Origin of the sequence: Methylomonas sp. ZR1 (assembly GCF_013141865.1) — a bacterium.
Taxonomy (GTDB): Bacteria; Pseudomonadota; Gammaproteobacteria; order Methylococcales; family Methylomonadaceae; genus Methylomonas.
In genome coordinates this window covers 2,611,725-2,637,577 of record NZ_RCST01000001.1, presented here as the reverse complement: position 1 = coordinate 2,637,577, position 25,853 = coordinate 2,611,725, and the positions used below count along the sequence as shown (strand labels likewise).

The 25,853-nt window shown below is 55.7% G+C and carries 21 protein-coding genes; 11 read left to right on the top strand and 10 right to left on the bottom strand.

What is annotated here, in order from left to right; all coding sequences use genetic code 11:
- The first annotated feature begins 10 nt into the window (after positions 1–10).
- From DDY07_RS11835 to DDY07_RS11820, 4 genes are all read left to right on the top strand, one after another.
- Positions 11–1,849 carry a bifunctional protein-serine/threonine kinase/phosphatase gene (locus tag DDY07_RS11835; protein ID WP_253734472.1) on the top strand — a complete coding sequence of 613 codons (1,839 nt, stop codon included), beginning with the start codon at positions 11–13 and terminating at the stop codon, positions 1,847–1,849.
- A 205-nt stretch (positions 1,850–2,054) separates the two neighbouring features.
- Entirely contained in the window at positions 2,055–4,205 is a 2,151-nt protein-coding gene (locus DDY07_RS11830) for a TonB-dependent siderophore receptor (RefSeq protein WP_171696043.1), read from the top strand.
- Between the two features lie 50 nt (positions 4,206–4,255).
- The gene (locus tag DDY07_RS11825; RefSeq protein WP_033155487.1) at positions 4,256–5,200 is read left to right on the top strand and encodes an ABC transporter substrate-binding protein; all 945 of its coding nucleotides are present in this window, start codon (positions 4,256–4,258) and stop codon (positions 5,198–5,200) included.
- A 62-nt stretch (positions 5,201–5,262) separates the two neighbouring features.
- Positions 5,263–9,630, top strand: a complete 4,368-nt coding sequence (locus DDY07_RS11820; protein ID WP_367650872.1) for an EAL domain-containing protein — start codon at positions 5,263–5,265, stop codon at positions 9,628–9,630.
- Between the two features lie 52 nt (positions 9,631–9,682).
- On the opposite strand, the gene DDY07_RS11815 is transcribed toward DDY07_RS11820, so the two are convergent.
- Complete coding sequence (locus DDY07_RS11815) at positions 9,683–10,936, bottom strand: hypothetical protein (RefSeq protein ID WP_171696041.1); 1,254 nt, start codon at positions 10,934–10,936, stop codon at positions 9,683–9,685.
- A 74-nt stretch (positions 10,937–11,010) separates the two neighbouring features.
- Positions 11,011–11,295: a type II toxin-antitoxin system HicA family toxin gene (locus tag DDY07_RS11810; protein WP_171696040.1), complete on the bottom strand. Its 285-nt coding sequence runs from the start codon at positions 11,293–11,295 to the stop codon at positions 11,011–11,013.
- Positions 11,296–11,501: 206 nt separating this feature from the next.
- Between DDY07_RS11810 and DDY07_RS11805 the strand changes: the two genes are divergently transcribed.
- Entirely contained in the window at positions 11,502–11,663 is a 162-nt protein-coding gene (locus tag DDY07_RS11805; RefSeq protein ID WP_171696039.1) for a hypothetical protein, read from the top strand.
- Between the two features lie 97 nt (positions 11,664–11,760).
- On the opposite strand, the gene DDY07_RS11800 is transcribed toward DDY07_RS11805, so the two are convergent.
- Positions 11,761–12,063 (bottom strand): hypothetical protein, encoded by a 303-nt coding sequence (locus DDY07_RS11800; protein WP_171696038.1) that lies wholly within the window; start codon positions 12,061–12,063, stop codon positions 11,761–11,763.
- A gap of 9 nt (positions 12,064–12,072) precedes the next feature.
- The gene (locus DDY07_RS11795; RefSeq protein ID WP_171696037.1) at positions 12,073–12,762 is read right to left on the bottom strand and encodes a glutathione S-transferase; all 690 of its coding nucleotides are present in this window, start codon (positions 12,760–12,762) and stop codon (positions 12,073–12,075) included.
- 145 nt (positions 12,763–12,907) lie between these two features.
- On the opposite strand from DDY07_RS11795, the gene DDY07_RS11790 reads away from it, so the two are divergent.
- Positions 12,908–14,500, top strand: coding sequence for an ABC-F family ATPase (locus DDY07_RS11790; protein ID WP_171696036.1), 1,593 nt, complete (start codon positions 12,908–12,910; stop codon positions 14,498–14,500).
- Between the two features lie 38 nt (positions 14,501–14,538).
- Here DDY07_RS11790 and DDY07_RS11785 read toward each other — a convergent pair whose 3' ends face one another.
- Both DDY07_RS11785 and DDY07_RS11780 read right to left on the bottom strand, forming a co-directional pair.
- Complete coding sequence (locus DDY07_RS11785; protein WP_171696035.1) at positions 14,539–15,378, bottom strand: cupin domain-containing protein; 840 nt, start codon at positions 15,376–15,378, stop codon at positions 14,539–14,541.
- Between the two features lie 5 nt (positions 15,379–15,383).
- Positions 15,384–16,001, bottom strand: coding sequence for a sigma-70 family RNA polymerase sigma factor (locus tag DDY07_RS11780; protein WP_171696034.1), 618 nt, complete (start codon positions 15,999–16,001; stop codon positions 15,384–15,386).
- Between the two features lie 283 nt (positions 16,002–16,284).
- Here DDY07_RS11780 and DDY07_RS11775 point away from each other — a divergent pair, with 283 nt between their 5' ends.
- The 5 genes from DDY07_RS11775 (at position 16,285) to DDY07_RS11755 (ending at position 21,377) form a co-directional block, all read left to right on the top strand.
- The gene (locus DDY07_RS11775) at positions 16,285–16,458 is read left to right on the top strand and encodes a hypothetical protein (RefSeq protein ID WP_171696033.1); all 174 of its coding nucleotides are present in this window, start codon (positions 16,285–16,287) and stop codon (positions 16,456–16,458) included.
- 12 nt (positions 16,459–16,470) lie between these two features.
- Complete coding sequence (locus DDY07_RS11770) at positions 16,471–17,160, top strand: DVUA0089 family protein (protein WP_171696032.1); 690 nt, start codon at positions 16,471–16,473, stop codon at positions 17,158–17,160.
- Positions 17,161–17,252: 92 nt separating this feature from the next.
- Complete coding sequence (locus DDY07_RS11765) at positions 17,253–18,893, top strand: DUF4331 domain-containing protein (protein ID WP_171696031.1); 1,641 nt, start codon at positions 17,253–17,255, stop codon at positions 18,891–18,893.
- 61 nt (positions 18,894–18,954) lie between these two features.
- A complete protein-coding gene (locus DDY07_RS11760; RefSeq protein WP_171696030.1) occupies positions 18,955–20,124 on the top strand; it encodes a hypothetical protein in 1,170 nt (389 codons plus the stop codon).
- A gap of 122 nt (positions 20,125–20,246) precedes the next feature.
- Positions 20,247–21,377 carry a HupE/UreJ family protein gene (locus DDY07_RS11755; protein ID WP_253734471.1) on the top strand — a complete coding sequence of 377 codons (1,131 nt, stop codon included), beginning with the start codon at positions 20,247–20,249 and terminating at the stop codon, positions 21,375–21,377.
- 71 nt (positions 21,378–21,448) lie between these two features.
- Here DDY07_RS11755 and DDY07_RS11750 read toward each other — a convergent pair whose 3' ends face one another.
- From DDY07_RS11750 to DDY07_RS11735, 4 genes are read right to left on the bottom strand one after another with little or no spacing between them, the layout of a single operon-like run.
- A complete protein-coding gene (locus tag DDY07_RS11750; protein ID WP_171696029.1) occupies positions 21,449–23,719 on the bottom strand; it encodes an FUSC family protein in 2,271 nt (756 codons plus the stop codon).
- A complete protein-coding gene (locus tag DDY07_RS11745; protein WP_171696028.1) occupies positions 23,716–24,873 on the bottom strand; it encodes a biotin/lipoyl-binding protein in 1,158 nt (385 codons plus the stop codon). Before DDY07_RS11745 ends, DDY07_RS11750 begins: the two co-directional genes overlap by 4 nt.
- A 15-nt stretch (positions 24,874–24,888) precedes the next feature.
- Entirely contained in the window at positions 24,889–25,344 is a 456-nt protein-coding gene (locus DDY07_RS24090) for a YtcA family lipoprotein (protein ID WP_253734470.1), read from the bottom strand.
- On the bottom strand, positions 25,331–25,801 hold the full coding sequence (locus DDY07_RS11735; protein WP_171696027.1) for a MarR family winged helix-turn-helix transcriptional regulator: 471 nt from the start codon (positions 25,799–25,801) through the stop codon (positions 25,331–25,333). Before DDY07_RS11735 ends, DDY07_RS24090 begins: the two co-directional genes overlap by 14 nt.
- Between the last annotated feature and the right edge of the window lie 52 nt (positions 25,802–25,853).

Below are 25,853 nucleotides of genomic sequence, written 5' to 3'. Positions count from 1 at the left end.
GCTTTAAACCATGTCCGGGAAATTAAGCATCACTGTCGGCCAATATTCCGACAAGGGCCGCAAGGCGCTGAATCAGGATTTTCATGGCGTTTATATTGCCAAAGAGCCGCAGTTAAGCGCCAAAGGCATTGCCATCGCCTTGGCCGACGGCATCAGCAGCAGCGAGGTCAGTCATATTGCCAGCCAGGCGGCGGTGACCGGTTTTTTGGCGGATTATTTTTGCACCTCGGAAGCCTGGTCGGTGAAGAAGTCGGTGCAGCGGGTACTGACGGCCACCAATTCCTGGCTGTACGCGCAAACCCGGCAAAGCCGCGATTGCTATGATATGGATCGCGGCTATGTCTGCACCTTGAGTGCGCTGGTGATTAAATCCGCCACCGCGCATCTGTTTTCTGTGGGCGACACGCGGATTTATCGGGTAAGCGGCGAGGAACTGGAACAGCTGACCCACGACCACCGTTTGTGGCTGTCTCAGGAAAAAAGCTATCTGAGCCGGGCCATGGGCATGGATTCGCATCTGGAAATAGACTATCAAACGCTGGCCGTCAGTTTGGGCGACATATTTGTATTGGCGACCGACGGCGTCTACGAATACGTCAGCCCGCGCTTCGTTACCCAAACTATCCTGCAAGCCGGCGACGATCTGGACGCTGCCGCAAAAAACATCGTCGAGGCGGCCTACGCAAATGGCAGCAGCGATAATCTGACCGTGCAGATTGTGCGTATCGACCAACTGCCGCTACCCAGCGCCAACGAGTTGTATCAGTCTTTAACCGACTTGCCGTTTCCACCGCCGTTGGACGCCAGGATGGAGTTTGATGGCTACACCATCGTCCGCCAATTGCACGCCAGCAGCCGCAGCCATATCTACTTGGCGGTGGACAACGACACCCAGGCGCAGGTGGTGCTTAAAACCCCGTCCATAGACTTGCGCGGCGATCCGGCGTATCTGGAGCGCTTTCTGATGGAAGACTGGATTGCCCGTCGTATCAATAACGCCCATGTGTTGCAGCCGTGCGCGCAGACGCGCAAACGCAATTTTCTCTATGTGGCGACGGAATTTATCGACGGCCAGACTCTGAAACAGTGGATGATCGATCATCCGCAACCTGATCTGGAAACCGTGCGCGGCATCGTCGAACAAATCGCCAAGGGCTTGCGCGGCTTTCATCGTCTGGAAATGCTGCATCAGGATTTGCGACCGGACAACATCATGATAGACAGTACCGGCACCGTTAAAATCATCGACTTCGGTTCAACTAGGGTCGCCGGCGTCATGGAGATGGGCGCACCCATCGGCGGCAATGCTATTCTCGGTACCGCGCAATATACCGCGCCGGAGTATTTTCTGGGCGAGCCGGGCACGGTGCGCTCGGAGCAGTTTTCCTTAGCAGTGATTACCTATCAAATGCTGACCGGCAAACTGCCTTACGGGGCGGAAGTGGCCAAATGCAAATCTCGGGCCGCACAGAACAAACTCAATTACGACGCTACTTTGTATCGCAACCGGGATATTCCGAGCTGGGTGGATGATGCGATCCGCAAGGCCGCGCATCCCGATCCGTATAAGCGCTACGAAGATTTATCCGAATTCATTTTTGACTTACGCCATCCCAACCCGGCGTTTTTGACCAAAACCGGTTCGGCATTGCTGGAACGCAATCCGGCGGCGTTCTGGAAAGGCGTGTCTTGCATCTTGGCGGGGGTTATCGTGGCCTTGTTAATCGGCCAATCCGCAAATACCGATCAAGCCGAGTCTGTTGGCTGCGTCCGGAACAACCGGGTAGAAGAGGGTGGACGGTCCCCCGCGCCTGTGGCAAACAGGGCCGGGTCACCCCACAATCGCTAGCCTGCCCAGCGGTATCGCCGGCCCGGATTTGCTTGTCTCTGCTATCCTTTCGGCTGTGCCGGAAAACCTGGAAGAATTGATCTGAGTTAATCGATAGGCTGAAAATTAACAAACATCGCCCGCTCCTTGGTATCCTTCGGCAAAATTAGCCCCAGTGTTAATGCATAACTTCCGAAATAACTAGAATTCCAAACTGGAGTTAGCCATGTTGGTCCGCCCGCTGTTTGTCACTTGTTGCGCTTGCCTGATCAGTGTGTCCGCGCATGCGCAACCGGTTTCCACGGAAGAGGAAGAAAGAGCTTTGTCGCAAATCTACGGCACCGAGGATATGGTCAGTATCGCCAGCGGTTACAAACAACCGATTTCCAAAGCCCCGTCGATTGCCACCGTTATCACGGCCGACGACATCAAACAAATAGGCGCCACCGACATAGACGAAGCGTTGGAAAGCGTGCCCGGCCTGCACGTCGAACGCAACACGATAGGCTATAACCCGATTTACACGTTTCGCGGCATTTATTCGCAGTTCAATCAGCAAGTGCTGATGATGATTAACGGCATCCCGATCACCAATTCCTATACCGGCAGCCGCAGCGAGGTGTGGGGCGGCATGCCGATCCGCGACATCGCCCGTATCGAAATTGTGCGCGGGCCGGGATCGGCGGTATACGGTGCCGATGCCTTCGCCGGGGTAATCAACGTCATCACCAAAACCAAACAGGACATTGAAGGTACTGAGGTCGGTGGCCGGGTCGGCAGTTTCGACACCTATGACGGCTGGGCCTTGCATGGCGGCGAATGGGCCGGCTTTGACGTTGCCTTGGCTTTCGAATACCACAAGACTGCCGGGCAGGACGCCAACGTCGATGCCGACCTACAAAGCCAGTTTGATAGCTTGTTGGGAACCCGTGCTTCGCTGGCGCCGGGGCCCTTGAATATGTCGCGCGACAATCTCGACGCCCGATTGGATTTGTCGCGCGGCCATTGGCGGTTTCGCGGCGGCCTGCAACACCGTAGCGATTTCGGCAACGGCTCGGGTATCGCGCAAGCCCTCGACCCGGTCAACCGTTATGCCAGCGACCGTTGGAACGCCGACGTCACTTACCATAACGCCGACATCGAAAACTGGGATTTGACGACGCAAGCCAGCTATTTCGAAACCAGTCAGGAAATCGAGCGCAATCTGACGCTATTTCCGGCCGGCACTACCTTGCCTATCGGTGCCAACGGCCAGATCGGCGCCGGTGCGCCGGTCACCTTTCCGAACGGTTACATCGGCAACCCTGAGGTGTGGGAACGCCATGTCCGTATCAGCCAGACCTTTGCTTACGGCGGTTTTCAGGGACATCAGTTACGCAGCGGCATCGGTTTTAATTACGACAGCCTGTTCAAGGCGCGGGTCAGTCAGAATTTTGGTATCGATCCCGCCACCGGCACGCCGATACCGTCGCTGCCGGGGATTCCGCTGACCGACGTCTCCGGCACCTCCGCGACCTTCATTCCGGAAGTGGACCGGAAAGTGGCATACCTGTTTTTACAAGACCAATGGAATTTTGCCAACGACTGGAGTTTGACCGCCGGTGCCCGCTACGACCGCTATTCGGACTTCGGCAATACCTTCAATCCGCGCGCGGCCTTGATCTGGGAAGCCCGCTACGATTTAACGGCAAAGCTGATGTATGGCTCGGCGTTTCGGGCGCCGTCGTTTCAAGAAATGTATATCATCAACAACCCGGCGCAACTCGGTAATGCCGCCTTACGCCCGGAAACCATGGAAAACGTCGAGTTGGGTTTCGATTACCGGCCGACGGACAGCCTGCGCCTGGGTTTGAATTTCTTTAACTTCTGGTGGAAGGACATCATCCGTTTTGTACCGGATGCCAATACCACCACTTCCACCGCGCAAAATACCGGTGTCCAGCAAGGCTACGGCACCGAACTGGAGGCGGAATGGCAGGCCGCCGACACTTTGAAAATTATCGGCAACTATGCCTATCAACGTAGCCGTGACCAGGCTCTGGACCGCGATAGCGGATATGCGCCGCATCATCAGGTCTATCTGCGCCTGAATTGGGAGTTTTTGCCCGATTGGCAACTCAGTCCGCAAGCGAAATGGATAGTGGGGCGCGACCGTAGTTTCGGCGATACGCGCAAACCGGTCGCGGATTATACTTGGGTGGATGTGACGCTACGCCGGCAGAATTTGGCCAAGCATCTGGAAGTGGCGTTTTCCGTGCGCAATCTGTTTGATGTCAGTGCCCGGGAACCCAGTCTGGCCGGCAATCCGGCCGCCATTCCCAACGATTTGCCGTTGGCGCCGCGCAGTTTTTACGGCGAAATCAGTCTTCATTTTTAGCCGAGGCGCCGTTGCTTGGGTCTTGTTTACACCGTAGTTCGGGAGTCATTTTGTTCTATAGACTATTTTTTCAGCTCGGATTGGCCTTATGTCTGCTGTGGCCTTTTTGCGGTGGCGCCTGGGCGCAAGCGCCGACCGTTGCCATCGTTTATCCCGATGTGCGCGAGCCCTACCGCTCGGTGTTCATGGAGATCGCGCGCGGCATGGAACAGGAGCTGGGTAAGCCGGTTGGGCATTACCTGCTGAGCGAGCGCGACAAGTCGGTCGAAAAATTGATTCAGGACCTGAAAAACGACAGGATCGATGTGGTCGTGACGCTGGGCCGCGCCGGCTTGGCGGTCGCCAAATCGGTATCTTCCCAATTTCCGGTGGTGATCGGCGCGACCATGATCCGCCCGGATGAGGTGCAGGGCTTGGCCGGTATCAGTCTGACGCCGGCCCCGGAAGCGATGTTCGACCATTTGAAAAAATTGGTGCCGGAGGTGAAAAAAATCACCGTGATCTACGATCCTCGGCAAACTGCCTGGGAGATCGAGCGTGCCGGACGGGCGGCTCTGGAACGTGGCTTGACGCTGGTGGCGCAACCGACCGGCAACTTACACGATTCCTCGGATCAGTTCCGGCAGATTTTGCTGGAGATTAAAGACAACTCTATTGCCCTCTGGCTGCCGCGCGAAAACGCCGCCATGGACGAGCAATCCTTGTTACCGGAAGTACTGCGCGAAGCCTGGGAGAAAAATTTCGTGGTGTTTTCCAGCAATCTCGACCATGTGCGCAAAGGGGCACTATTTTCCTTATACCCGGACAATTTCAGCATGGGCCGCAGTTTGGCCGGTCTGGCCGTCCAGCAAGTACAGGCGGGCGGCAAGTTTGAATCGGTCGAATTGCTGCGGGATTTGCTGGTGGCCGTTAATTTACGCACCGCGGAACATCTGGGTTTGCGTTTTTCCAGTCAGACACGCCGCGAATTCGCGATGGTTTTCCCGGTCCCTTAAACGCAATGAAGCGTTTGCGATGGCCCAGGTTCAAGCGGGCGAGCTTCCTGCAACAGCTGGCCGTGACCTTTTGTTTCGGTCTGGTAGTGATCTCGATACTGTCGGCATTCGGCATTTCCACGCTGTCTTACTACATCGTCCGCGATAAATGGGTCGCCCAAGGCCTCCAATCTACGGAAGCCTTTGCGGCACAGAGCACGCTGGCTTTGCTGTATGCCAGCCGGGAGAACGCCGAGGAGCCGGCCCGACGCTTCCTGGCGTTTCCCGATGTGCACGGCGTAGCCATTTACAACAACGCCCTGGAGCCCTTATTCGAACGCGGCGAACCGGCGATGCCCGCTGCCGACGCGGCGCGCTGGCCGGAATCCCTGGCCTTGGTGCATGAGAACGAACAAGCCTGGTATTTTGCCGCGCCGGTATTCGCGCGTAACACCGCGGAGCAAGAGGCGTCACCGTTCGAGGCGCAAACGCCGACGCCGGAATTGGTCGGCTACGTGCGCTTGGTGATGGGCAAGCAATCGCTGAATGTCATGAAAGAAAAAATTCGCTGGACCACTTTGATGGCGTCCAGCGGCTCGGCCACGGTGTTTTTGCTGTTTTTATTGGCGATGTCGCGGCGTTTGACTTTGCCGATTCAACAACTGGCGCTGAGGATGCGCAAGGCCTCAGCCGGCGCGAAAAACGTGCGGGCCCGCTTGAGCGGGTCGCGAGACATCATCGAAATGGGTGAAGCCTTCAACACCATGATGGCGGTGTTGGAAACCCGGGAAAAGCAGTTGGAGCGAGCTCGTGATACCGCGCTGGAATCGGCGCGCCTGAAGGGCGAGTTTGCCGCCAATGTCAGCCACGAACTGCGCACGCCGCTGAACGCGGTGCTGGGTATGCTGGAGTTGCTGCAGGATATGGGGCTGACGCCCAAGCAACTGGAATACTCGATGGTAGCCCGCAACGCCGGCGAAGCGTTGTTGAAGTTAATCGAAGATATTCTGGATTTCTCGCGCATTGAATCCGGCATGATGAAGCGGCAGCCGGTCGACTTCGTGCTTTACGAAACCTTGGACGAAGTCGTGGAATTGATGTCTGCGCAGGCGCACCGAAAAAATCTGCAGCTCACCTACTCGCTAGCCGACGATATACCGCTGGTGTTGAACGGCGAAGCGTCCAGGGTGCGGCAAGTGCTGATTAATTTGGTCGGCAATGCGTTGAAGTTTACCGAACAAGGCGGCATCACCATTGATGTACACACCGAAGCGGCGGAGAGCGATACCATCCCGTTGCGGTTTTGCGTGACCGATACCGGGATGGGCATACCCGAGGCGGCACAAACCAGTATTTTTGATGCCTTTGTCCAGGCCGACGGTTCCAGGACCCGGCATTACGAAGGCGCAGGCCTGGGGTTGGCGATTTGCCGGCAGTTGGTGCAACTGATGGGGGGGCAAATCGGCGTCCAAAGCCGCGAAGGGCAAGGTAGTTCGTTCTGGTTTACCGTACCCTTCAATCCGCCGCGCGGTACCGAGGGCATCTCCGAGGCCCGGCAAGCCTATTTCGCCAATCTGCGGATATTGGTCGTGACCGAGAACGACAAAATGCGCCAGTTTTTGGCGCAAAGTCTGGCGCGTTGGAAAATTCACTACCGGCATAGCGGCTACGGCATCAAAGCCGTGGATATGTTGCGTTCCGCCAATGATCAAGACCAGGCGTATCATTTTGTCATCATCGATCTGAGAGATGCCGGCGATGCCACTTGGGTGGATATGATTGTTGACGATCCGGCGCTGGCCGATGTCAAAATCGTGTTGCTGTCCGACCCCGTTAATGCCGTCAATCTGCCGCGCTTGCCAAACGTGGCTGCACAGTTGGCGAAACCGGTACAGGTTTCCAAACTATACGATTTCATATTGACCGCCGGTCAGGATTATCAGGAACCCGCGGCCGACTTGGCGCCCGAGGTCGAGCAAAGCGTCGTGCTCGGGCGGCGCATATTGATCGTCGAAGACAACCGTGCCAGTCAAATGGTGGCCGCGGGCATGCTGGAGCGGCTGGGTTGCCGCTACGAAATCGCCGGTTCCGGCGTCGAGGCCTTGTCCTGGCTGGAGCATCAGGCTTTCGATTTAATCCTGATGGACTGCCACATGCCGACTATGGACGGCTTTGAGGCGACTCGACGCATCAGGCTGCTGCCTGAACCCTTGGGCCGGCTGCCCATCGTGGCGATGACCGCCAACGCTCAGCAAGGCGATAGCGATTTGTGTCTGGCGGCCGGGATGGACGATTATCTGGCCAAACCGATCAAGCTGAAGCCGTTGCGGGAAAAACTGCTGAGTTGGTTCGAGGGCAGGCCGTGCCTGACCGCCGAGCCGCTCTCGCCGGAGCCGTCGCTGGAGGCGCTGGATCACGCGGTTTTACGCCAATTGCGCGAGGAAATCGGCCAGGGTTTTGTGAAGATGGTGGGCTATTATCTGGAAGACGCGCCGGCGCAAATCGAGCAAATCGCCCAGGCGCTGGCGACGGACAATCACGCGCAATTGCGTGAATCGGCCCATGGCCTGAAAGGTGCCAGCCGCAACCTGGGCGCAGAAAAGCTGGCGCTGATTGCCCGGCAACTGGAAGAGCAGGCGGCTGAAGCGCAGATTGAAAACGGCGAGGCCTTGCTGCAGCAATTGCGCGACGAATACCGGTTCATCGAACAACTGTTGAGCTTGGAAATAGGCGCGGAAACGGCTGCTGACCCGGTCCCGCAGGCCGGCCCCAGGATTTTGGTGGCGGACGACGATAGAGCCATGCGGTTTGCCTTGCAAGATGTTTTGGAGAAAGATGGCTACCGGGTGGATTTGGCCGGCACCGGCCGGCAGGCGCTGGCGCTGTGCCAGCGGCAAATGGCGGATTTGATCTTGATGGACGCGATGATGCCGGAAATGGACGGTTTCGAGGCCTGCCGCAAAATTCGCGCGCTGCCCCATGGGGCGGAGGTGCCGATACTGATGATTACCGCCTTGGAAAACGACCATTCGGTGGAATTGGCTTTTTCGATAGGGGCTAACGATTACATTCCCAAACCGATTCATTTCGCGGTATTGCGTAAACGTATCGCGCATTTGTTGGAAGCCAGCCTGACGCAGCGGACCTTGAATCGCCTGGCTTACCACGATCCCTTGACCAATCTGGCCAATCGCACGCAATTCATCGACCGGCTGAACTCGGTGATCGCCGTCAGCGCTGATCAAAATCAGCTGCATGCCGTGCTGTTTCTGGATCTGGATAGATTCAAACTGACTAACGACACTTTGGGGCACGATGTCGGCGACCAGTTGTTGAAAGCCGCGGCAGAGCGGATTCAAGGCTGTGTGCGGCGGGAAGACATGGTGTCCCGGTTCGGCGGCGACGAATTTACGCTGTTGTTGGAAAATATCAGCAATCCGCAAGTCGCCGCTGCCGTCGCCGACAAGATCCGTATCGCTATCGCCCAGCCATTCGCGTTAATGGAGCAAGAGTTTTACGTCAGCTCCAGTATCGGCATTTCGCTGTATCCTGCCGACGGCGCCGATAGCGGTTTGCTGATCAAACACGCCGATACCGCGATGTACCGCGCCAAGGAGCAGGGCAATACCTATTGTTTTTATGAAGATAATATGGAATTTGTCGTGTCGACCAAGCTGCGCCTGGAAAGCGATTTACGCCGGGCGCTGCAACGCGACGAATTTTTTCTTCACTACCAGCCGCAAATCGATCTGGATTCCGGGCGGATCGTCGGCGCCGAGGCGCTGATCCGCTGGCGACATCCCGAGCTGGGTTTGATTCCGCCCGATCAATTCATTCCGGTCGCCGAAGAAATCGGCCTGATCGAGGCGATAGGTGCGTGGGTGTTGGGCGAGGCGTGCCGGCAGAGCCAAATTTGGCGGCAAAGCGGCTATCCGGCGTTCACGATGGCGGTCAATGTCTCGGCGCGGCAATTGGATCAGGAAGACTTTGTCGCGCAAGTTATCGCCATCGTCAATGAAACCGGCTTGCCCGCCGAATACCTGGAATTGGAGCTGACGGAAAGTTTGTTCATCCGCAATCCGGGACGGAAGCGGGCTATATTGGCCAAGCTCAGGGAAGCCGGCTTGCAAATTTCGATAGACGATTTTGGCACCGGTTATTCCAGTTTGAACCAACTCAAGCAGTTTGCCTTCGACAAGCTGAAAATCGACCGCTCATTTGTGGCGAACATACCCGACGACGCAGACGCCGCCGCGATTGTGATGGTGATTATTTCCATCGCCAAGATCCTGAAATTCAAGGTGATAGCGGAAGGCGTGGAGACGGAGCAACAGGCGCAATATTTGTTGAGAAACGACTGCGACGAGGCGCAGGGTTATCTGTTTGGCAAACCGATGGCCGCCGAAGAGTTTACGGCCTTGTTGGCGCGAGCAAAAGTGGCCGTGGGTTAGTCACCAACCGTTTGCGGTGGCTTCGCCGGCCAGCCAGATTTTCGCTCATCCATCATTCCCGGTTCACCGGCAAGGCCGCGATACGCCGTTCTATGTCTTGCATCAGTTGTTTGTACGCTTCGCCGTCGGTACCGCCAAAGCGGCGGATAAACTCGGCTTCGCTTAGCGATTCCGGTAAATCGGCGGTAACCGGCATCATTTGATTTTCATCGGCGTTGGCTAATATTGATTGGATTCTCCTTGCCAGCGCCGGGCTGGCGACGGCTTGTTCGCCCATGCGCGTGCCGGCCCGGTCGGCGGCGAGGTCGTTAAACGAAAAACCGCTGCCGCCGCGCGAATCTTCTATTTCCTTAAACAAACCCACCGCGTCGGCCAACGGGGTGCCGGAATAGGCCGCCAGCATCGCCGAAACCAGGTAATGTTTCGCTAGGTCGTCGCGGCCGTTCAGCGTTAATTGGCGCCAAATCGGGCGGGGCCAAAGTCTGGATTCCGGGAGAATTTTCGTCAGGCGCTGTTGATTGGCATAAAGTGTCAATATCAGAATCAATGCCCGGTTTTCCTGAATCGGGTCGTTGCTGGCGCTTCGTTGTGCGGCCAGCTGAAACAGCGGTTTGCTGAAATCAGTGAGACTGAGGCTTTTGTTATCTGTCCGGCTTAGTTCCGCTAAATGTCGCTGATAAGCCTGCAGACGTTGTTGGTCATCAGGCGTTAGCAAGGCGCCGCGCAATTTGCCGGGCAAGTCAGCTTGCCAACGATAGGTTACCGTCAGGCGCTGGGGTTGAAACAGCACATGCTTGACAATATCGGCGAAGGCTTGCCGATCCGCTGCCGGTTGCAAGGTGTTGAGCGCCCATTTCACCAAGAGTTTGGCTAGCATGCCGGGCAGCCGGATTTGTCCCAAAGACAGGTGGTCCACTTCCGGTAAGTCGCTGGTTTGCTTCAGCGCCAACGTCAAATTCAGATATTGGCCTACAGGATTTCGTGGTAAAGGCAAGCTGGCGTCGATGTGGGCGCGGCCTTGATAGAGCCGTAAACCCGCTACGCCGTTAGCGTATTGATTGGCAAGATAATTGATCGCCAGGTCCAATTCCTGTTGATCCAGTGCCACTTGGGCAATAGCGCCGGATTTTAGACGGCGCGGATCGTTTTGCCGAAAAATCAATTTGCCGCGGGCAATTTGTTCCGGTGTCAGGTCGGCTCGGGTTTGTAATTTGGGCGCGTCATCAATTGCCAGCCATAGCGCCATTCCCGACAATACAGGCAATAGCAACACCGCCAGCAATACGCTTTTTGTAATCCATTTCATCGGGCGTTCCGTTCAATCCTTGCTGTGGACCATGGTCGTGTTAAATGCTTAAAAACCTTAGGGCAGACGTTGGGCTAATGTGGTTTGTTGTGCTGTTCTTCATACGCGGAAGGACTGATGCCGGCGCTTGCCAGATATTCGCGCAGATGTTTGACTTCCTGTTTAGTGCATATGCCGCTGTGGTGTGGATGATGCAACACGCCTTCGACATTATTCAGCATCACGTGAAAGCGCGCACCATGGCTGGGTTGCAGGTTGGCGCCCAGGTGATGCAACAGCGATTCTATTTCCCGCCAATGGATGTTACCGCTAAGCGGATCCTGGAATATGGCGCGCAGTAGATTTAAATGGTGGCTCATGACTACATCCTCCTGCATCAATATCGGTAGCTTAAGTTTGAACCGAGTTGAGGTTCAATTGGGCTGGTGAAGGGTGGTGCGTAACTAAATTTGTTTCAAAATAAGAAACAAATCATGCAATAAATACCTTATTGTAAATAAACAGCAAAGGTTTATAGTTAAACCGTCTTCAATGAATCGACTGAAACCCAGTCAAGGCGGAAAAAATGAACCAGTCAAGCAATCTGTATAAAGACATCGTCACCGGATTGTTTTTTGCAACCGGTATGTTCAGCTTCCTGTCCGGTCAGTTTGTTCTTTCCACTCTGTTTTTTGGCGCTGCTTCCCTGTTTAGCAATATCGAAGCGGCTAAACCGGTCCGATTTTAAGTTTTTTCGTAGTACCTCCTCGTTGTAAAGCTACACATTCCACAGCCTCCACCCCGCTCAAGGTGGGGGCTTTTTTTGTACCTAAGCAGGCGATTTCTCAGTCCGACTTGGAGGTTTTTGCCGGGTCTGACACCACGGTATATTCAGCTTCCAGACTTTGTCCGTCAACCTGGGCATTTTTCAGCTTTCGTAGCAACCACCAGCCTCTGATGCCGATGATCGCTACCGGAATCAGCAGCAAGGCAAAAAACGCGGAAAACACCACGGTGCCCAATACCGCGCCGGCAATCATCGCCGGAATACTCAGCAGATTGGACAGCTTACTTTGTGGAGGCGATTCCAGGCGAGGATGTGCGCCGGAGCCGTCGATGCGGATGGTTTTTCTGTAAATTTTTAACATGTCGGGCACCTATTGAAATGGGACGAGGCCGGTCTCGTACCTGAAAAGGACTAGCGGGTCGTCAACGTTCCAGGGCGGGTATTTTTGCATAACCGCTGCAAACAGATTGGACCTTAAAAAAGTGTTCAGCCATTGTTGCAGGGCTGGATACGGCGAACTTTCAAACCACGCATTATCCACTGCGGCAAACTGGCGGATAAACGGTAGGGTGGCGGCATCCGCTAGGCTGAAAGACTCGCCGCATAAGAATTTGTGCCGCTGCAAGCGTGTTTCCAGCTCGGCTAAAAACACCTCGCCTTGTTGACGATAATCGGCTGGTGTTTGTTCCGGATAGCGGTCCGCGTATTTGTAACGGTCTAAATAGTATTTGAAATCGCCGTCGTTCCAGTCGATTAATCGCTGCGTATCTTCCGGCGCTTGGTTTAGCCAGTTTTGCGGATCGTGTTGCGCCAAGGCCCACCGCATAATATCCAGACTTTGTTCGATGACTCGGCCTTCGGGCAAGAACAGCACCGGCACCGTGCCTTTCGGCGAAATAGCCAGCATCGTCTCCGGTTTATTGCCGAGCTCGATTTCTCTGAGCGCGACGCTTAATCCCGATACGGCAATGGCCAAACGTGCCCGCATCGCATAGGGACAGCGGCGGAAACTATACAAGATGGGGTAAATTTGTTCTGTCGTGGCGGGCAGTGCGTTCATGTGGGGATAGTCAGTGACACATTACGGTAAATGATCGTCGATTAAAGTCTGGTAAAATAACCGATTTTCGCGCCAACTCATTTATTTCGTCACAAGCTTCAAGCGGCGGCGACGCTCTTTTTACTCTTAATCTTCGGACACTCTCTTGATTTCTACCGCCAATATCACCATGCAATTCGGGGCTAAGCCCCTGTTTGAAAACGTTTCCGTCAAATTCGGCAACGGCAACCGTTACGGCTTGATCGGCGCCAACGGCTGCGGCAAGTCTACCTTCATGAAAATCCTCAGCGGCGACTTGGAACCCACCTCGGGCAACGTCAGCATAGACGCCAACGAGCGCGTGGGTATCTTGCGCCAAAACCAATTTGCCTACGAAGAGCAAAGAGTGCTGGACGTGGTGATGATGGGCCACGCCGAAATGTGGGCTGCGATGTCCGAGCGCGACGCCATCTATGCCAATATGGAAGCCAGCGAAGACGATTACATGCGCGCCGCCGATCTGGAAACGGTATTCGCCGAATTCGGCGGCTACACTGCCGAAGCACGGGCTGGCGAGTTATTGCTGGGTTTGGACATCCCGCTGGAACAACACAACGGGCCGATGAGCGCGGTTGCGCCGGGCTGGAAACTGCGGGTGTTGCTGGCACAAGCTTTGTTCTCCAATCCCGACATCATGCTGCTCGACGAGCCGACCAACAACTTGGACATCAACACCATCCGCTGGCTGGAAAATGTTCTTAACGAGCGCAACTCGACGATGGTGATCATCTCGCATGACCGGCATTTCCTGAACAGCGTCTGCACCCACATGGCCGATCTGGATTACGGCGAATTGCGGGTGTATCCGGGCAATTACGACGATTACATGACCGCCGTGACCCAGGTACGCGAGCAATTGCTGGCCGGCAATGCTAAGAAAAAAGCCCAGATTGCCGAGCTGCAAACCTTTGTGGCCCGTTTCTCGGCCAATGCCTCCAAAGCTAAGCAGGCTACTTCGCGGGCGCGGCAGTTGGAGAAAATCAAGCTGGACGAAGTCAAGCCGTCCAGCCGGGTCAATCCGTTTATACGTTTCGATCAAACTAAAAAGCTGTACCGTTTGGCGGTGGAAGCTAAAGATTTGGCCAAAGGCTACGGCGCGGAACCCTTGTTCAAAAACTTGAACATGATGATCGCGGTTGGTGAGCGAGTGGCGGTGATCGGCCCTAACGGTATCGGTAAATCGACTTTATTAAAAACCCTGGTCGGCGATTTGACGCCGGACAGCGGCGAAGTGAAATGGGCGGAGAATGCCGACGTCGGTTATTTTGCCCAGGATCACGCCGAAGATTTTGCCGAAGACATGCCGCTGATCGAATGGATGGGCCAATGGCGCAAGGAATCGGACGACGATCAGACCATACGCGGCACGCTGGGGCGGTTGCTGTTTTCCAATGATGAAATCAACAAATCCGTGAAAGTGATTTCCGGTGGTGAGCAAGGCCGGATGTTGTTCGGCAAATTGATTCTGCAAAAAAACAACGTGATGGTGTTGGACGAACCCACCAACCATTTGGATATGGAATCGATTGAATCGTTGAACGCGGCTTTGGAAAATTATCCCGGTACGCTGATTTTCGTCAGCCACGACCGCGAGTTTGTGTCCTCACTGGCGACCCGCATCATCGAATTGACGCCGAACGGCATCGTCGATTTCAGCGGTAACTATGAAGACTATTTAAACAGTCAGGACATCAACTAAGGCTAAGCCGCCAGGGCATTCCGGCGCGGATAAACCGGTCAGTAATCTCTGCCGCCGCGCACGAACAGCGTCGCACCAACGTCGGTATACACCTCGCGGTGCGCGCTGCCGGCCGGCGCCAATTGGTAGTCGCCGGCGCGCAGCAAGAGGTCGTCGATAAACAAATCGCCGTCCAGCATCATGCATTCCTCTTCCAGCCGATGGCCGTGTGCCGGGCATTTGGCGCCGGCTTCCAGGCGGTAAAAACCGGATTCGCGTTCCCCGTCCTGCCACAGCGGTTTTTTCCAGACGCCGGGGGCTATTTCCTGCCAGTCGTCTATTTGCTTGGTAAACACGCTAAACGACTCAGTCTTGCCAAACGGCAGCAGACCGCCCAACACTTCCCGTAATACCTCGCGGTTATCGCCCAGCGACGTACCGCGCAAATAGGCCAGCGCGCCATTCGTCGAACTTATCCCGCCGTGCCGGCTGCCGGCTGGCGAGGCGTGGTAATCCAAGGGGCCGAGCCGCAAGTCGTCCATTTGCAAATCGCCGCGCAGCACGATGCCTTCTTCCAGACAGTTGTGTCGATGCGGTATCAGACTGGCGCCGGGGGCGAATTCGATCAACACCGAATGGCCTTGCCCGCCGCCGTCCCATAGTGGTTTGACGCGGATGCCGGCCTTCAGGGTTTGCCAGGTGCCGTGTCCGGCGCGCACGGTGAGTAAGCCGGCCTGTTTGGCAAGGCTGGTCGTGACTTGCGCCATCAGGCCTTGGCGCAGCACCGTGCGGCGTGCGCCGGCAACCGGAATCGGCGCCAAACCGTCGGCCAGCAGCGTTTCAAGCTGCTGCAAGTCGTTGGCGTCTGTGCCATCCAAAGATGGGAGTTTGTCTGTCATAGTGCTCAGTTAACCTCGCCGGCATCGGCTGTCAATAATTGTTGCATCGTCTGTAGCGCCCGGCGGATATGCGATTTCACGGTACCCAAGGGCAAACCGCTGCAAACGGCGATTTCGTCGTGGCTCAAACCCCGGAAAAACGCCAACGACAGCAATTGCCGGGGCAAGGGCTCCAAAGCCGCCAGGGCCGTTTGCACGCGATGGCCTTGCTGCACTGCCGATAGTAAATCCGGCGGCATTTGGTCGGCTGGGGCTTCAATCAACACCAGAGCCTCCGGTTCCAGCTCGCTTAGATTGCCGTCCAGTTGCCGCAAGGCGTCCAGTGCCCGGCTGCGAGCCATCGTCATCACCCAGGCTTTTACCGAACCGCGTTCGGCATCGAAGCGCGGCGCCTGCCGCCAAATCTGCCAGAACGTGTCTTGCACCACTTCTTCGGCACACTGCGACCGCCGGGTGATGCGTAGTGCCAAACCGTAGACCTGATCGACCAGGCTATCGTATAAGCGCCCCAGCGCGGCTTGATCCTGATCCACGATGTCGGCGATCCATTCCCTCAGTAAGGCTTCGTCGGCGGTCGTTGCCAGCTGTCGGTTCTGGTCGTCGTCCGAATCGCTATCCGTCATCGTCCTCGCATCCTTTTAAAAGCTATACGCGGCATCGGTTGGTTTGGATGCGAAGCGAAGTTGGGATAGCGCTCAAAGTGTGAACCAGGCGACATAAGGCATGTGGATTTTTCTTGGTTTGCCAAGATTGGTGGCCGCATTTAAGAGGGCAGAGAGTAGGAGTTTGTGGTTGGACCACTATAAAACAGCCGTTTGCGTGTGGCAAATAGTCAAACTACCGAAGCGATTATGGCTTGTGCTCTGGGTTAATAACACACGTCGTTTCCTATCGAAAGATGCTTATGTGCCAAGCACCGACCCAGTTCGTTGTACAAACCCGGCCGCAAATATTTTTACCTGTTTTGCATCCAATGCCGAATTGGCCGCGTATCAGTCATCGCAAGCCGGCGCGAATGCCGAGTATCGCCATCCGCATCTGGAATCCGCCGCCGGCTTGCCATTTCTAACCATAGACTGAGAGGAAACCACGATGAAAAAGCTATTTCCGGTTGCGTTGTTGGGCGTCTGCCTGACTGCAGCGACAGCGGTTGAGGCCGCGGACTTTCAATTTAACGGCAACTTTGCCAACGATAACGATAAGCTGAGCTTTGCCTTTTCGCTCGGCTCGCCCGGCACGGTGACCTTGTTTACCTCATCCTGGCTAGGCGGCGGTTTCGATCCGATTTTGACGTTGTGGGACGGCTTAGGCAACCAATTGGCCGAGCAAGACGACGGCGGCTTGGGCGGCAGCCAATTGTCGAACGGGGTTAATTTCAATTACGGCGAATTCGACAGCTATTTAGCTATCAACCTGGTCGCCGGGAATTACCTGGCAACCTTGACTCAATACGACAACTTTTCGGTAAGTGCCGCGCTGGCCGACGGATTTTTACGGGATGCCGATCCGCAATTTACCGCCGCCTTCGGTTGTTCGAACGGTCGGTTTTGCGAGGGATCTTTAACCGATAGCAATGGCGATCCGGTGGAACCGAATCGCACGGCGGCTTGGGATCTACATATTCTCAATGTTGCTAATGCCCAGATTGTCAGTGTGCCGGAACCGCCCACCCTAATGCTGCTGAGTTTGTCCGGCTTGTTTTTGCTCGGTGGCCGGCTGGGAAAGGCTAGATCCGCACCGCGAACCGACGCGGAAGCGGCCAGTCCGGTGCGTTTGGCATAAATTCCATTTTCCGGCATCCGTTTGCCGATTTTCCGCGTATTCCCTAACGCAGCTACTTGAAGCTGCGGCTTTAATTAATGAGGAATTAGACTATGAAAGACTTACATCACTACAGCCGTTGGCCGCTGACCATGTTCGCCAGCGCTTTATTATTGATGGGCGGCATACCGTCCGTTGAGGCCGCCAATCATCGCGAAGCGCCGTTAACAGCGTTGGATGCCAAGGCCGACATCACCGATTGGTACGCCTTTGTCAGTTACAACGATCCCAGTAAAGTGACCATGATTCTAAATGTCGATCCCTTGCTGGAACCCAGCAACGGCCCGAATTATTTTCCGTTCGATCCGGAAATTTTGTATGAAATGAAAGTGGATAACAATTTCGACGCCGACGAAGACATTACCCTCCAGTTCAGATTTAAAACCGAAAACCGCTTGCCTGGCGTGTTTACCGGTTTTGTCGGTGCCGGCACGGGTATTGTCGCCCCGGCCAATTCGCCCAACCCGATCGCTGCCGGTACCTTGATCGTGCCGCCTGCCATTACTGCACTGGATGGCCCCGGATCGGAAGGCTTGGGTTTGCGGCAAAGTTATACGGTGACGCTGATTAAAGGGAAGGGCGCCAATCGGCAAGTTATCGATCTGACCAACCAGCAAAAGCTCTATGCAGTGCCTTCCAACGTCGGACCGCGCACCATGCCCAACTATCAAAATCTGGCCAGCCAGGGAATTTATGATTTAGGCGGCGGCGTTAGCGTGTTTGCCGGCACCGTCGACGATCCGTTTTACATTGATTTGGGTGCGACTTTCGATACGTTTAATTTTAGGGCTGGCGCGTCCGGCGTCGGTGTGCCGGGAGTGTTTGCCGAGAACCAAAATGATGCGGAAAACCAAAACTTTGCGTCCGACGATGTGGCCGGTTACAACGTCAATTCCATCGCTATCGAATTGCCTATCGCCATGCTCACTCAGGACGGCAAGCAACATACCGCCGGCGAGGCCTTGGCGGTGATCGGCACTTATGCCACCACTTCGCGGCCTCGCACCAAAGCTTATGCAGACAGACCAGGCGGCAAGCCTAAACTCGCCAATGCCTATGTGCAGATTCAGCGCATGGGTAATCCCTTGGTCAATGAGGTGTTAATCGGTACCGGCGACAAAGACCGGTTCAGTATGAGCGAACCCAAGGACGACGCTAGTTTTGCCGGTTATGTGTTGGATCCGTTATTGGCCAGAGTCGTCAACGCCGCATACGGCGGTGCGGTGCCGATTCCGGCGCCGCCCAGGGTAAATCCGGCCAACCCCAGTTTCGATCTCGGTCCCTTGGTGTTTTATGCCGCGCCGATTTGCCCAGGTTGTTCTCCGTCACAACGCGGGCCGGTCGCCGATTTGTTGCGTTTAAACACCGGCATCGGCCCCGCGCCTGTCAGCGCCCGCAAACGCATGGCATTTCTGGCGGGCGATAGCGCCGGTTTTCCCAATGGTCGGCGGGTGTCCGACGACGTCACCGACATTGCCGCGCAAGCGGTGGTTGGTGTTTTGAATCCGGCATTCAACAGCTTTCCGAATAACCGGGTGGCCGACGGCGTCAACACCAACGACAGAACTTATCAGGAAGTGTTTCCGTATGTCGCTTTTGCCAATAGCGGCCGGCAAAGCCGTCATGTCGATCCTGGCGAATCCGGTTGTTTCGATGCCGTTTCCTTGGCTATGGGTAGTTGTCCAAATAACTAGAAGAGGGAAGGGGGCGGCTGTGCTCGCCCCCCTGTCCGCTAAGCATCCGAAGGAGGAGCCGATGAAACACTGGCTTATATTAGGTTTATTGATGTCTGTTGCTATGTTTAGTGACGCCGGGGCACAAGCTTATTTACCCAAAACCGATGACGAAATCGTCGAAGTCTTGCCGGCCAGGGGCGACAGTTGGCTGGAAATTCGTGACTTGCGCAAACAAGTCGCGGCTCAGCCTAATGACTTGGAACCGGCTTTAGCTTTAGTCCGGCGCTATATAGAACTGGGCCGCGCTGAATCGGATCCGCGCTATTTCGGTTACGCGGAAGCCGCATTGACGCCTTGGCTGGCGGTCGCGCAGCCGACAGCCGAAGTGCTGACGTTGCGAGCGACCTTGTTTCAAAATCGCCACGAATTTCCGGCGGCCCTGGACTATTTGCATCGGGCTTTGGCGCGTCAGCCGCGCTTGGCGCAAGCCTGGTTGACGCGGGCGGCCATTTTGGAAGTGCAAGGCCAACACGCCGAAGCGCTGAACAGTTGTATACCCTTACTAAAATTAGCCGAGCCGCTGATTGGCAAAGTTTGCCTGAATTCCATTCTGAGTGTTTCCGGCCAGCTCGACGCTGCTTATCGCCAGTTGGCACGAGCAGTAAGCGCTGCGCACAGTCCCGCACCGGCAGATCAACAATGGGCCTTGACCACGCTGGCGGAAATGGCCGAGCGCATGGGCAATACTGATGCGGCCGACGGTTATTACCGGCAGGCGCTACACATACCGCGCCGCAATGGTTATCTGTTGGCTACCTATGCCGATTATTTATTGGACCGGAATCGTTTCGAAGACGTGGTGGAATTATTAGCCAACGATACGCGCGCCGATGGCTTATTACTGCGCCTGACTTTTGCCGAAATAGCACTGCGGCTGCCGACTGCCGCTGTGCATATAGATGCGCTGACCGCTCGCTTTGCCGCCAGCCGCATGCGCGGCGATACCAGTCATCAAGGCGATGAGGCGCGCTTTTTATTGCATGTGCTGAATCAGCCTGAATCGGCGCTGGCGCTGGCGCAAAAAAATTGGGACGTGCAGCGCGAGCCGCGCGATGCGCGCATTTTCTTGGAAGCGGCGCTGGCGGCCGGCAAAAATCCGCAGCCGCTGCTGGCTTTTTTAACCGAGTCCAAATTGCAAGATGCGCGGCTACAAACGCTGCTCGCGCAAATTGGCGGGGGCAGAATATGAACGGATCAGCGAAATTCATCGCCCTTTTAGATACTTTTTGCCCTGAATCTCCAGGCTGCACTCAAGGCAGGCTTGTCGAAGGTTCGGCCCCGCCAAGCTTTGAAAGATTAAGCTCGAACGTGATGATTTGGGCCGGTTTGATCATGGTCTTGCTGCTGACAGCAAGTTTTAGCGCTTTTGCCCATAAGGCCAGCGATAGTTACATGACGGTGCAGGTTGACGGGCAGCAAATCTCCGGGCAATGGGATATTGCCTTGCGCGACCTGGATTACGCCCTGGGTTTGGATGGCAACGACGACGGTAATATTACCTGGGCCGAGTTGCGAAATAGTCGGGATGTTGTGTATGCCTATGCGCTGAGTCGTTTGCAAATGACGACGGCTAAGCAAGTTTGTTCGCTGCAAGCAGGAGATTTACGAGTGGACGAACACAGCGATGGCCATTATGCCGTATTAGATTTCCAGGCGATTTGTCCGTCTGCGTCCGCGCCGTTGTCCATAGACTATCGCTTGCTTTTCGATCTCGACCCGCAGCATCGCGGGCTGATAAGCGTCAAGCATGCCGCTAAAACCGACACCGCGATCTTTAGTCCTGACCAGCAACGTAGCGAATTTGTGCGGGACGCAAATTATGCCGGGTGGCGGACCGTGGCGCGATTCGGCTACGCCGGGCTATGGCATATCTGGATCGGCTTTGACCATATTCTATTTTTGTTAAGTCTGTTGCTGCCGGCGGCTTTGGCGTGGGAGCAGCGAACTTGGCAGCCAAAACCAGGCTTCAGACCAGTGTTTATGGACGTGCTGGGCGTAGTCACCGCTTTTACCTTGGCGCATTCCTTAACCTTGAGCCTGACCGTGTTGCAATACATTTGTCTGCCATCCCGCTGGGTAGAGTCGGCGATTGCTGCGTCGGTGGCGTTGGCGGCGCTGAATAATATTTATCCGCTGTTGGTAAAACGCCGCACCTGGTTTGCCTTTGCTTTCGGCTTGATCCACGGCATGGGCATTGCCAGCGTGTTGCTAGATATGGGCTTGCCGGACACGCAGCGGTTGTTACCGCTATTGGGTTTTAATTTGGGCGTGGAAGCAGGGCAGTTGGCGATTGTCGGCGCGGTTTTGCCTCTGATAGTGGGCTTTAGCCGCTATCGCTATTATCCGCTGCTGGTCATGAAAACCGGTTCCGCTTCCATCGTCACCGTGGCTTTGGTTTGGCTAGCGGAACGGAGTCTGGATTTTCAGATGAACATATTTTGAGCAACTTGGCGTATATCGTCGCTCCAGCCAGGGCGGGAGACCAGCGGCTATAGTGGATTCGTAGGGTAGTCTTATTGCTGATCAAGGTCCGGCGCGGACTTTTGCGTATATGAGCTGGCGGCCAGCCCCGCTGTTTCGATGCGAGCTATCAGCGTCACAATTTGCTCATCCAACATAAAGCGTAGCTCCCATTCCACCGCCAAATCGTCGGCCAGATTGTCGATACCATGATGATCGGTATAACTTTGCTTTAGACGCGCTTGATGCCCGGCTAGCTCGACCGGTTTACCAGCTGGTTCGCCTTGCAGGAGGCTGGCGGTATATTCCAGGGCGGTTGTCAGCGCGGCATCGAAGGCCCGGCTGAGTTGTTGCAATTCGTCGGGAAAATGACTGAAGCGCTGGCCGCTGAGTAAACGGTAGCGTTTGCGGACTTGTAACAAACCGGATAAATGGCCGGCGTCCCTGACAATAGCCCGCAATGCTGCCCGTTCATGCACTTTTTCGACTAGGCGCGCATCCGGTTCCAATACCGCATGCGCCAACAAGTCTTGAGCGGCGGCCAGCTGTTTTTCCGCCGCTAGCCGTAAGGGTAAGGTGTAAGTAAACAGCAGGCTGACATCGGGTAAGCGGCTGGTGAAATTGGCAAGGGTGCGTAACGCCGCAATGCTGTGATGGCGCGCTAGCACTGTCGAGCGCCGCGGCCATAGCGCGTAATCGATAACGCCCATTACGATCAGTCCGAGCAAAATGCCGATGACCCGGTCGCGCGGCAGATACAGATCGGTGACTTGACCGAAATCGTGCAGCACAAACAACGCAAACGAAAACCCCAGCTGCCGGCCCAGGTAGGCGATGCGTTCGCTGCCGGCGGTAATCCAGGCCGCCAACGCCCAGAATGGCGCTGTGGAGAAGGCAAAGCCGACCACGGTATCGAGCTGAGATTGAAAGACCAATACGTAAAAATAGGCGCAGATGCCGCCGACAGCAGCGCCCGTCACCCGCAACAGCGAGAGCCGGTAGTCGGCGCCGAGACTGGTTTGCGCCGCGACCAGACAGGTGGGAATCGCGGTGTTGATGTCGGGCCAGTCCAGGCTTTCCACGATCAGCATGCACAGGATCGCGCCCAACGAGAATTTGATACCGAATTGCACGCTATCGGCATGGCTAGCCCAAAACTCGTAACCCAAACAGGCCGGCAGCCAGCTATTTTCAGGCTTATCGCCGGCTTCCTGGTCGATGTCCTTACTGTCCACATCTACGGTTTGATGTAATGCCTGCATCAAACCGGCAATGCGTTGCAAGGCTCGCCACAAGGCGGTTAACAGCGAAGGATTGGATTCTCGGGCATAAGCTTGCAACACTTCCTCGTTTAACAAGCCCGTGACGTCTGCGGATACATCGCGCGATTCCGCCAAGCCTTGCCGCAACTTGGCGCAGGCGGTTTGTAAGGCCTGATAAACATTTAATTTTTCCGGCGTCAGCGGCTGGGCGCGATATTCCGCGGCCAACACCTGATTCAGCCAATCCGCCAACTGCCGCAGACCGTCGATTTCCAACAGCAGTGCCCGGTAAGTCGGGTGGCGTTCGTGCAAACCGGGATGGATCAATTCGGCATTCGCCAGCAAACCCAGTAGTTTGCCGAGGCTGCCGGCAGCGGCATGCATGCTGGCGTCAGGTCTGGGGCTATACGCGCCGGCATCGGCCAGACGGGCGCTGAAGATGTATTCCACCGCTGCCAACTGCGTGGCAATCTCGGCTTTTAACAGTTTCAGCGGGTCTTGCGGTTTGATGGTCAGGTGCACGACCGTCCAGGTTCCCAGCGCCAATACGCCAATGATCGGGATGTTCCATAAGGCATGGTAAATATTTTCATCGGGCGTGTTGGGGCTGTACAGCACCGCTACCGAATACCATAACGCAATGCCCGTATGCCAAGCGATCAGCCTGGCGTGGAACAGCGACAAGGCCAAGATGACGAACGACAGCGGCAACAATAACCAAGGGTCGTTGCCGGCCAGCATCAGCGTCAATACCGATACCAAGGTCGTGACTATCAGGTAACCGAGCTGGCGTATGCCAAATGCCAGGGATTGGCCGGCATTGGCGTAAGCGTCGTAGCTTAGGCAAATCAAGATGGAAATTGCCCCCAGCGGCGGGATGTGCAAGGTTTGGCTGACGAGTGCGATTGTCAGGGTGACGACGAATAAACGCAGGGCTGCGACGCGCCGTGCCGGTGTATCTTTGAGTTCGGCGGTCAGGAATTGCCCCAGGCTGGTGCCAAACCAAAGCTGGTTGGGTTTTGACTGTGTGCTTGAACCAGTCCGGCTGTCGCCTCGGGTCATGACGGCGGCAGAGCTGTACCGGCTGCGTCGGTAGTGGCTTTCAGTACCGTCACAAACGCGGTCATGCCCATACGGAGCGGATGCTCGGGGTCGTGCTCTTTAATCTCGATTCTTACCGGAAAACGCGAAGCCAGAATGACCCAGTTCAGCGTGCGATCCACTTCCGGCAACACGCCATGCTGTTTGATATTGTCGGGCGAATTGGCCCAGCCGATTCCGGTCACCACCCCGCGAAAGCGCTTGCCCGGATAAGCAACCAGAAACACCTCGGCTTCCTGGCCGGGTTTGATAGACTGCAAATAAGTTTCCTTGAAGTCGGCGATCACATACCACTGGCGGTCATCGACCAAAGCGAACATTTGCGTACCGGCCTTGGCGTATTCGCCTTCGCGGGTATTCAAATTGGTGACGTAGGCATTGAAAGGCGCTCGCACGTAACAGTATTCCAGATCGAGCTCGGCGGCGGTGACCAGGGCTCTGGCGGCTTCGATGCGGGCATTGACGTCGCCGACCTGGGCGACTAACGATACCGCTCGCCGGCTATCGCTCTTGGCTTCCTCGATGGCACTACGAGCCGACAGTTCTTTGGCTTTCGCATCCGCCAATTCGGCGCGCGAAGCCGCATAACGCGAGCGCGCCTGTTTGATCTGGTCGGTGGTGACATATTGCTTATCCGCCAAGGGTTCCAGCCGTTCCAGATAGTTATGCAGATATTCGTCTTCCGCCTCGATTTTTTTGACTTCGGCATTGGCGGCGGCGCGCTGGTGTTCCAGGCGTTCGATGGCGATTTCCGCGGAACCGCTGGAGGCACGCCGGGAATCCACCTCTTTTTCCGCCAGCAGCAATTCAGCCTTGGCTTTATCCAATCTGGCCTGATACGGGCGCGGGTCGATCACGTACAGCAAGTCGCCCTGTTTGACGTATTGGTTATCCTCGACATGCAATTCCACTATACGGCCGCTGACTTCCGGGGCGATGCCGACGATATTGGCCCGCACCATCGCGTCGTTGGTGCGGGGATTTTGATAGTTGATATGCCAAACCAGCGCGCCGCTTGCCACCGCGCCCAGCACGATGGCTATGCCAATGATGCGGCCGAGCAATATCCGGTTTTTCAGGCTTAACCCTGGGCTATCGTTTTGACTGTTTTCCATCAGGCTTCGCCGTTTTCATGCTGCATAAAACACCAACCAGATGACAAAGGTGCATAAGGCCCACAGGCTGGGCGCGATCAGCAGCGGCGGTCCCAAATGGGGCGCCAGGCGATAGTGCACCAGTTGCCACATCAGCAGCATGCTGGCGAAAAGCCCACTGAGGATGCAGATGATCCAGGCCGGCCAGAACGAGCCTTGCAGACTGAGCAGCGGATCACACGCGGTCAGAAAAAACGAGAGACTCGCCGGGAAAAACGTTTTAAGGGAACCTCTAAACATTCCCTCGCCCTCAGGGAGAGGGCTAGGGTGAGGGGGGTAAGTAATTGATTTTAATTCCCTCATCCCAACCTTCTCCCGTGAGGAGAAGGAGGTGTTTTTATTTTTAGAGGCCCACTTAAGTAATGGCCCGGAGATCATTGTGAGCTTCACTTCAAACGTATAAAGATTTCGGTACTCGTTAGAATTCATCATCGAGTTGTTCGATATGATTGCCGCGAGCGGCGATGACCGCTTCATGCAGTCTCTGCAAATCCGCCTCCAGCTTTGCGATGTCCTCGGGCGCGTAATCGTCGAACAGGCGGCCGATATGGGCCAGATGCTCGGGGAAAGTCTGTTCGTATACGGCGCGGCCCGCATCGGTCAGGCGGATGATCTGGCTGCGGCCGTCTTTTTTTGACGCCGACCTTTCCACCAGGCCCTTGTCCTCCAAGCGGCTGACTACGCCGGTGAGCGTGCCTTTGGTAATCAAAGTTTCTTCGCCAAGTTTCTTGGGCTGCATGCCGGCGGTTTTGCCCAGCGTGATGATGACATCGTATTGCGGCAAGGTTAATTCAAGCCGGTGAACGTGCCTTGCGGCATAAGACAAAAAGGCTTGATGGGTGCGGAGTAACTGTCGCAAAACGGTTGGAAAGGTAGAGTCTGAGGACATAATGTGAAAATAATTGTTCTAATTAGGATTCGATGATAACTGTAAGCTCATT

What these genes read in the sequence shown, in the direction of transcription:
- DDY07_RS11835 (WP_253734472.1), top strand. Translation starts at nt 11, where the DNA reads ATGTCCGGGAAATTAAGCATCACTGTCGGCCAATATTCCGACAAGGGC.
- DDY07_RS11830 (WP_171696043.1), top strand. Translation starts at nt 2,055, where the DNA reads ATGTTGGTCCGCCCGCTGTTTGTCACTTGTTGCGCTTGCCTGATCAGT.
- DDY07_RS11815 (WP_171696041.1), bottom strand. Translation starts at nt 10,936, where the DNA reads ATGAAATGGATTACAAAAAGCGTATTGCTGGCGGTGTTGCTATTGCCT.
- DDY07_RS11810 (WP_171696040.1), bottom strand. Translation starts at nt 11,295, where the DNA reads ATGAGCCACCATTTAAATCTACTGCGCGCCATATTCCAGGATCCGCTT.
- DDY07_RS11805 (WP_171696039.1), top strand. Translation starts at nt 11,502, where the DNA reads ATGAACCAGTCAAGCAATCTGTATAAAGACATCGTCACCGGATTGTTT.
- DDY07_RS11800 (WP_171696038.1), bottom strand. Translation starts at nt 12,063, where the DNA reads ATGTTAAAAATTTACAGAAAAACCATCCGCATCGACGGCTCCGGCGCA.
- DDY07_RS11795 (WP_171696037.1), bottom strand. Translation starts at nt 12,762, where the DNA reads ATGAACGCACTGCCCGCCACGACAGAACAAATTTACCCCATCTTGTAT.
- DDY07_RS11785 (WP_171696035.1), bottom strand. Translation starts at nt 15,378, where the DNA reads ATGACAGACAAACTCCCATCTTTGGATGGCACAGACGCCAACGACTTG.
- DDY07_RS11780 (WP_171696034.1), bottom strand. Translation starts at nt 16,001, where the DNA reads ATGACGGATAGCGATTCGGACGACGACCAGAACCGACAGCTGGCAACG.
- DDY07_RS11770 (WP_171696032.1), top strand. Translation starts at nt 16,471, where the DNA reads ATGAAAAAGCTATTTCCGGTTGCGTTGTTGGGCGTCTGCCTGACTGCA.
- DDY07_RS11765 (WP_171696031.1), top strand. Translation starts at nt 17,253, where the DNA reads ATGAAAGACTTACATCACTACAGCCGTTGGCCGCTGACCATGTTCGCC.
- DDY07_RS11760 (WP_171696030.1), top strand. Translation starts at nt 18,955, where the DNA reads ATGAAACACTGGCTTATATTAGGTTTATTGATGTCTGTTGCTATGTTT.
- DDY07_RS11755 (WP_253734471.1), top strand. Translation starts at nt 20,247, where the DNA reads ATGATTTGGGCCGGTTTGATCATGGTCTTGCTGCTGACAGCAAGTTTT.
- DDY07_RS11750 (WP_171696029.1), bottom strand. Translation starts at nt 23,719, where the DNA reads ATGACCCGAGGCGACAGCCGGACTGGTTCAAGCACACAGTCAAAACCC.
- DDY07_RS11745 (WP_171696028.1), bottom strand. Translation starts at nt 24,873, where the DNA reads ATGGAAAACAGTCAAAACGATAGCCCAGGGTTAAGCCTGAAAAACCGG.
- DDY07_RS24090 (WP_253734470.1), bottom strand. Translation starts at nt 25,344, where the DNA reads ATGATGAATTCTAACGAGTACCGAAATCTTTATACGTTTGAAGTGAAG.
- DDY07_RS11735 (WP_171696027.1), bottom strand. Translation starts at nt 25,801, where the DNA reads ATGTCCTCAGACTCTACCTTTCCAACCGTTTTGCGACAGTTACTCCGC.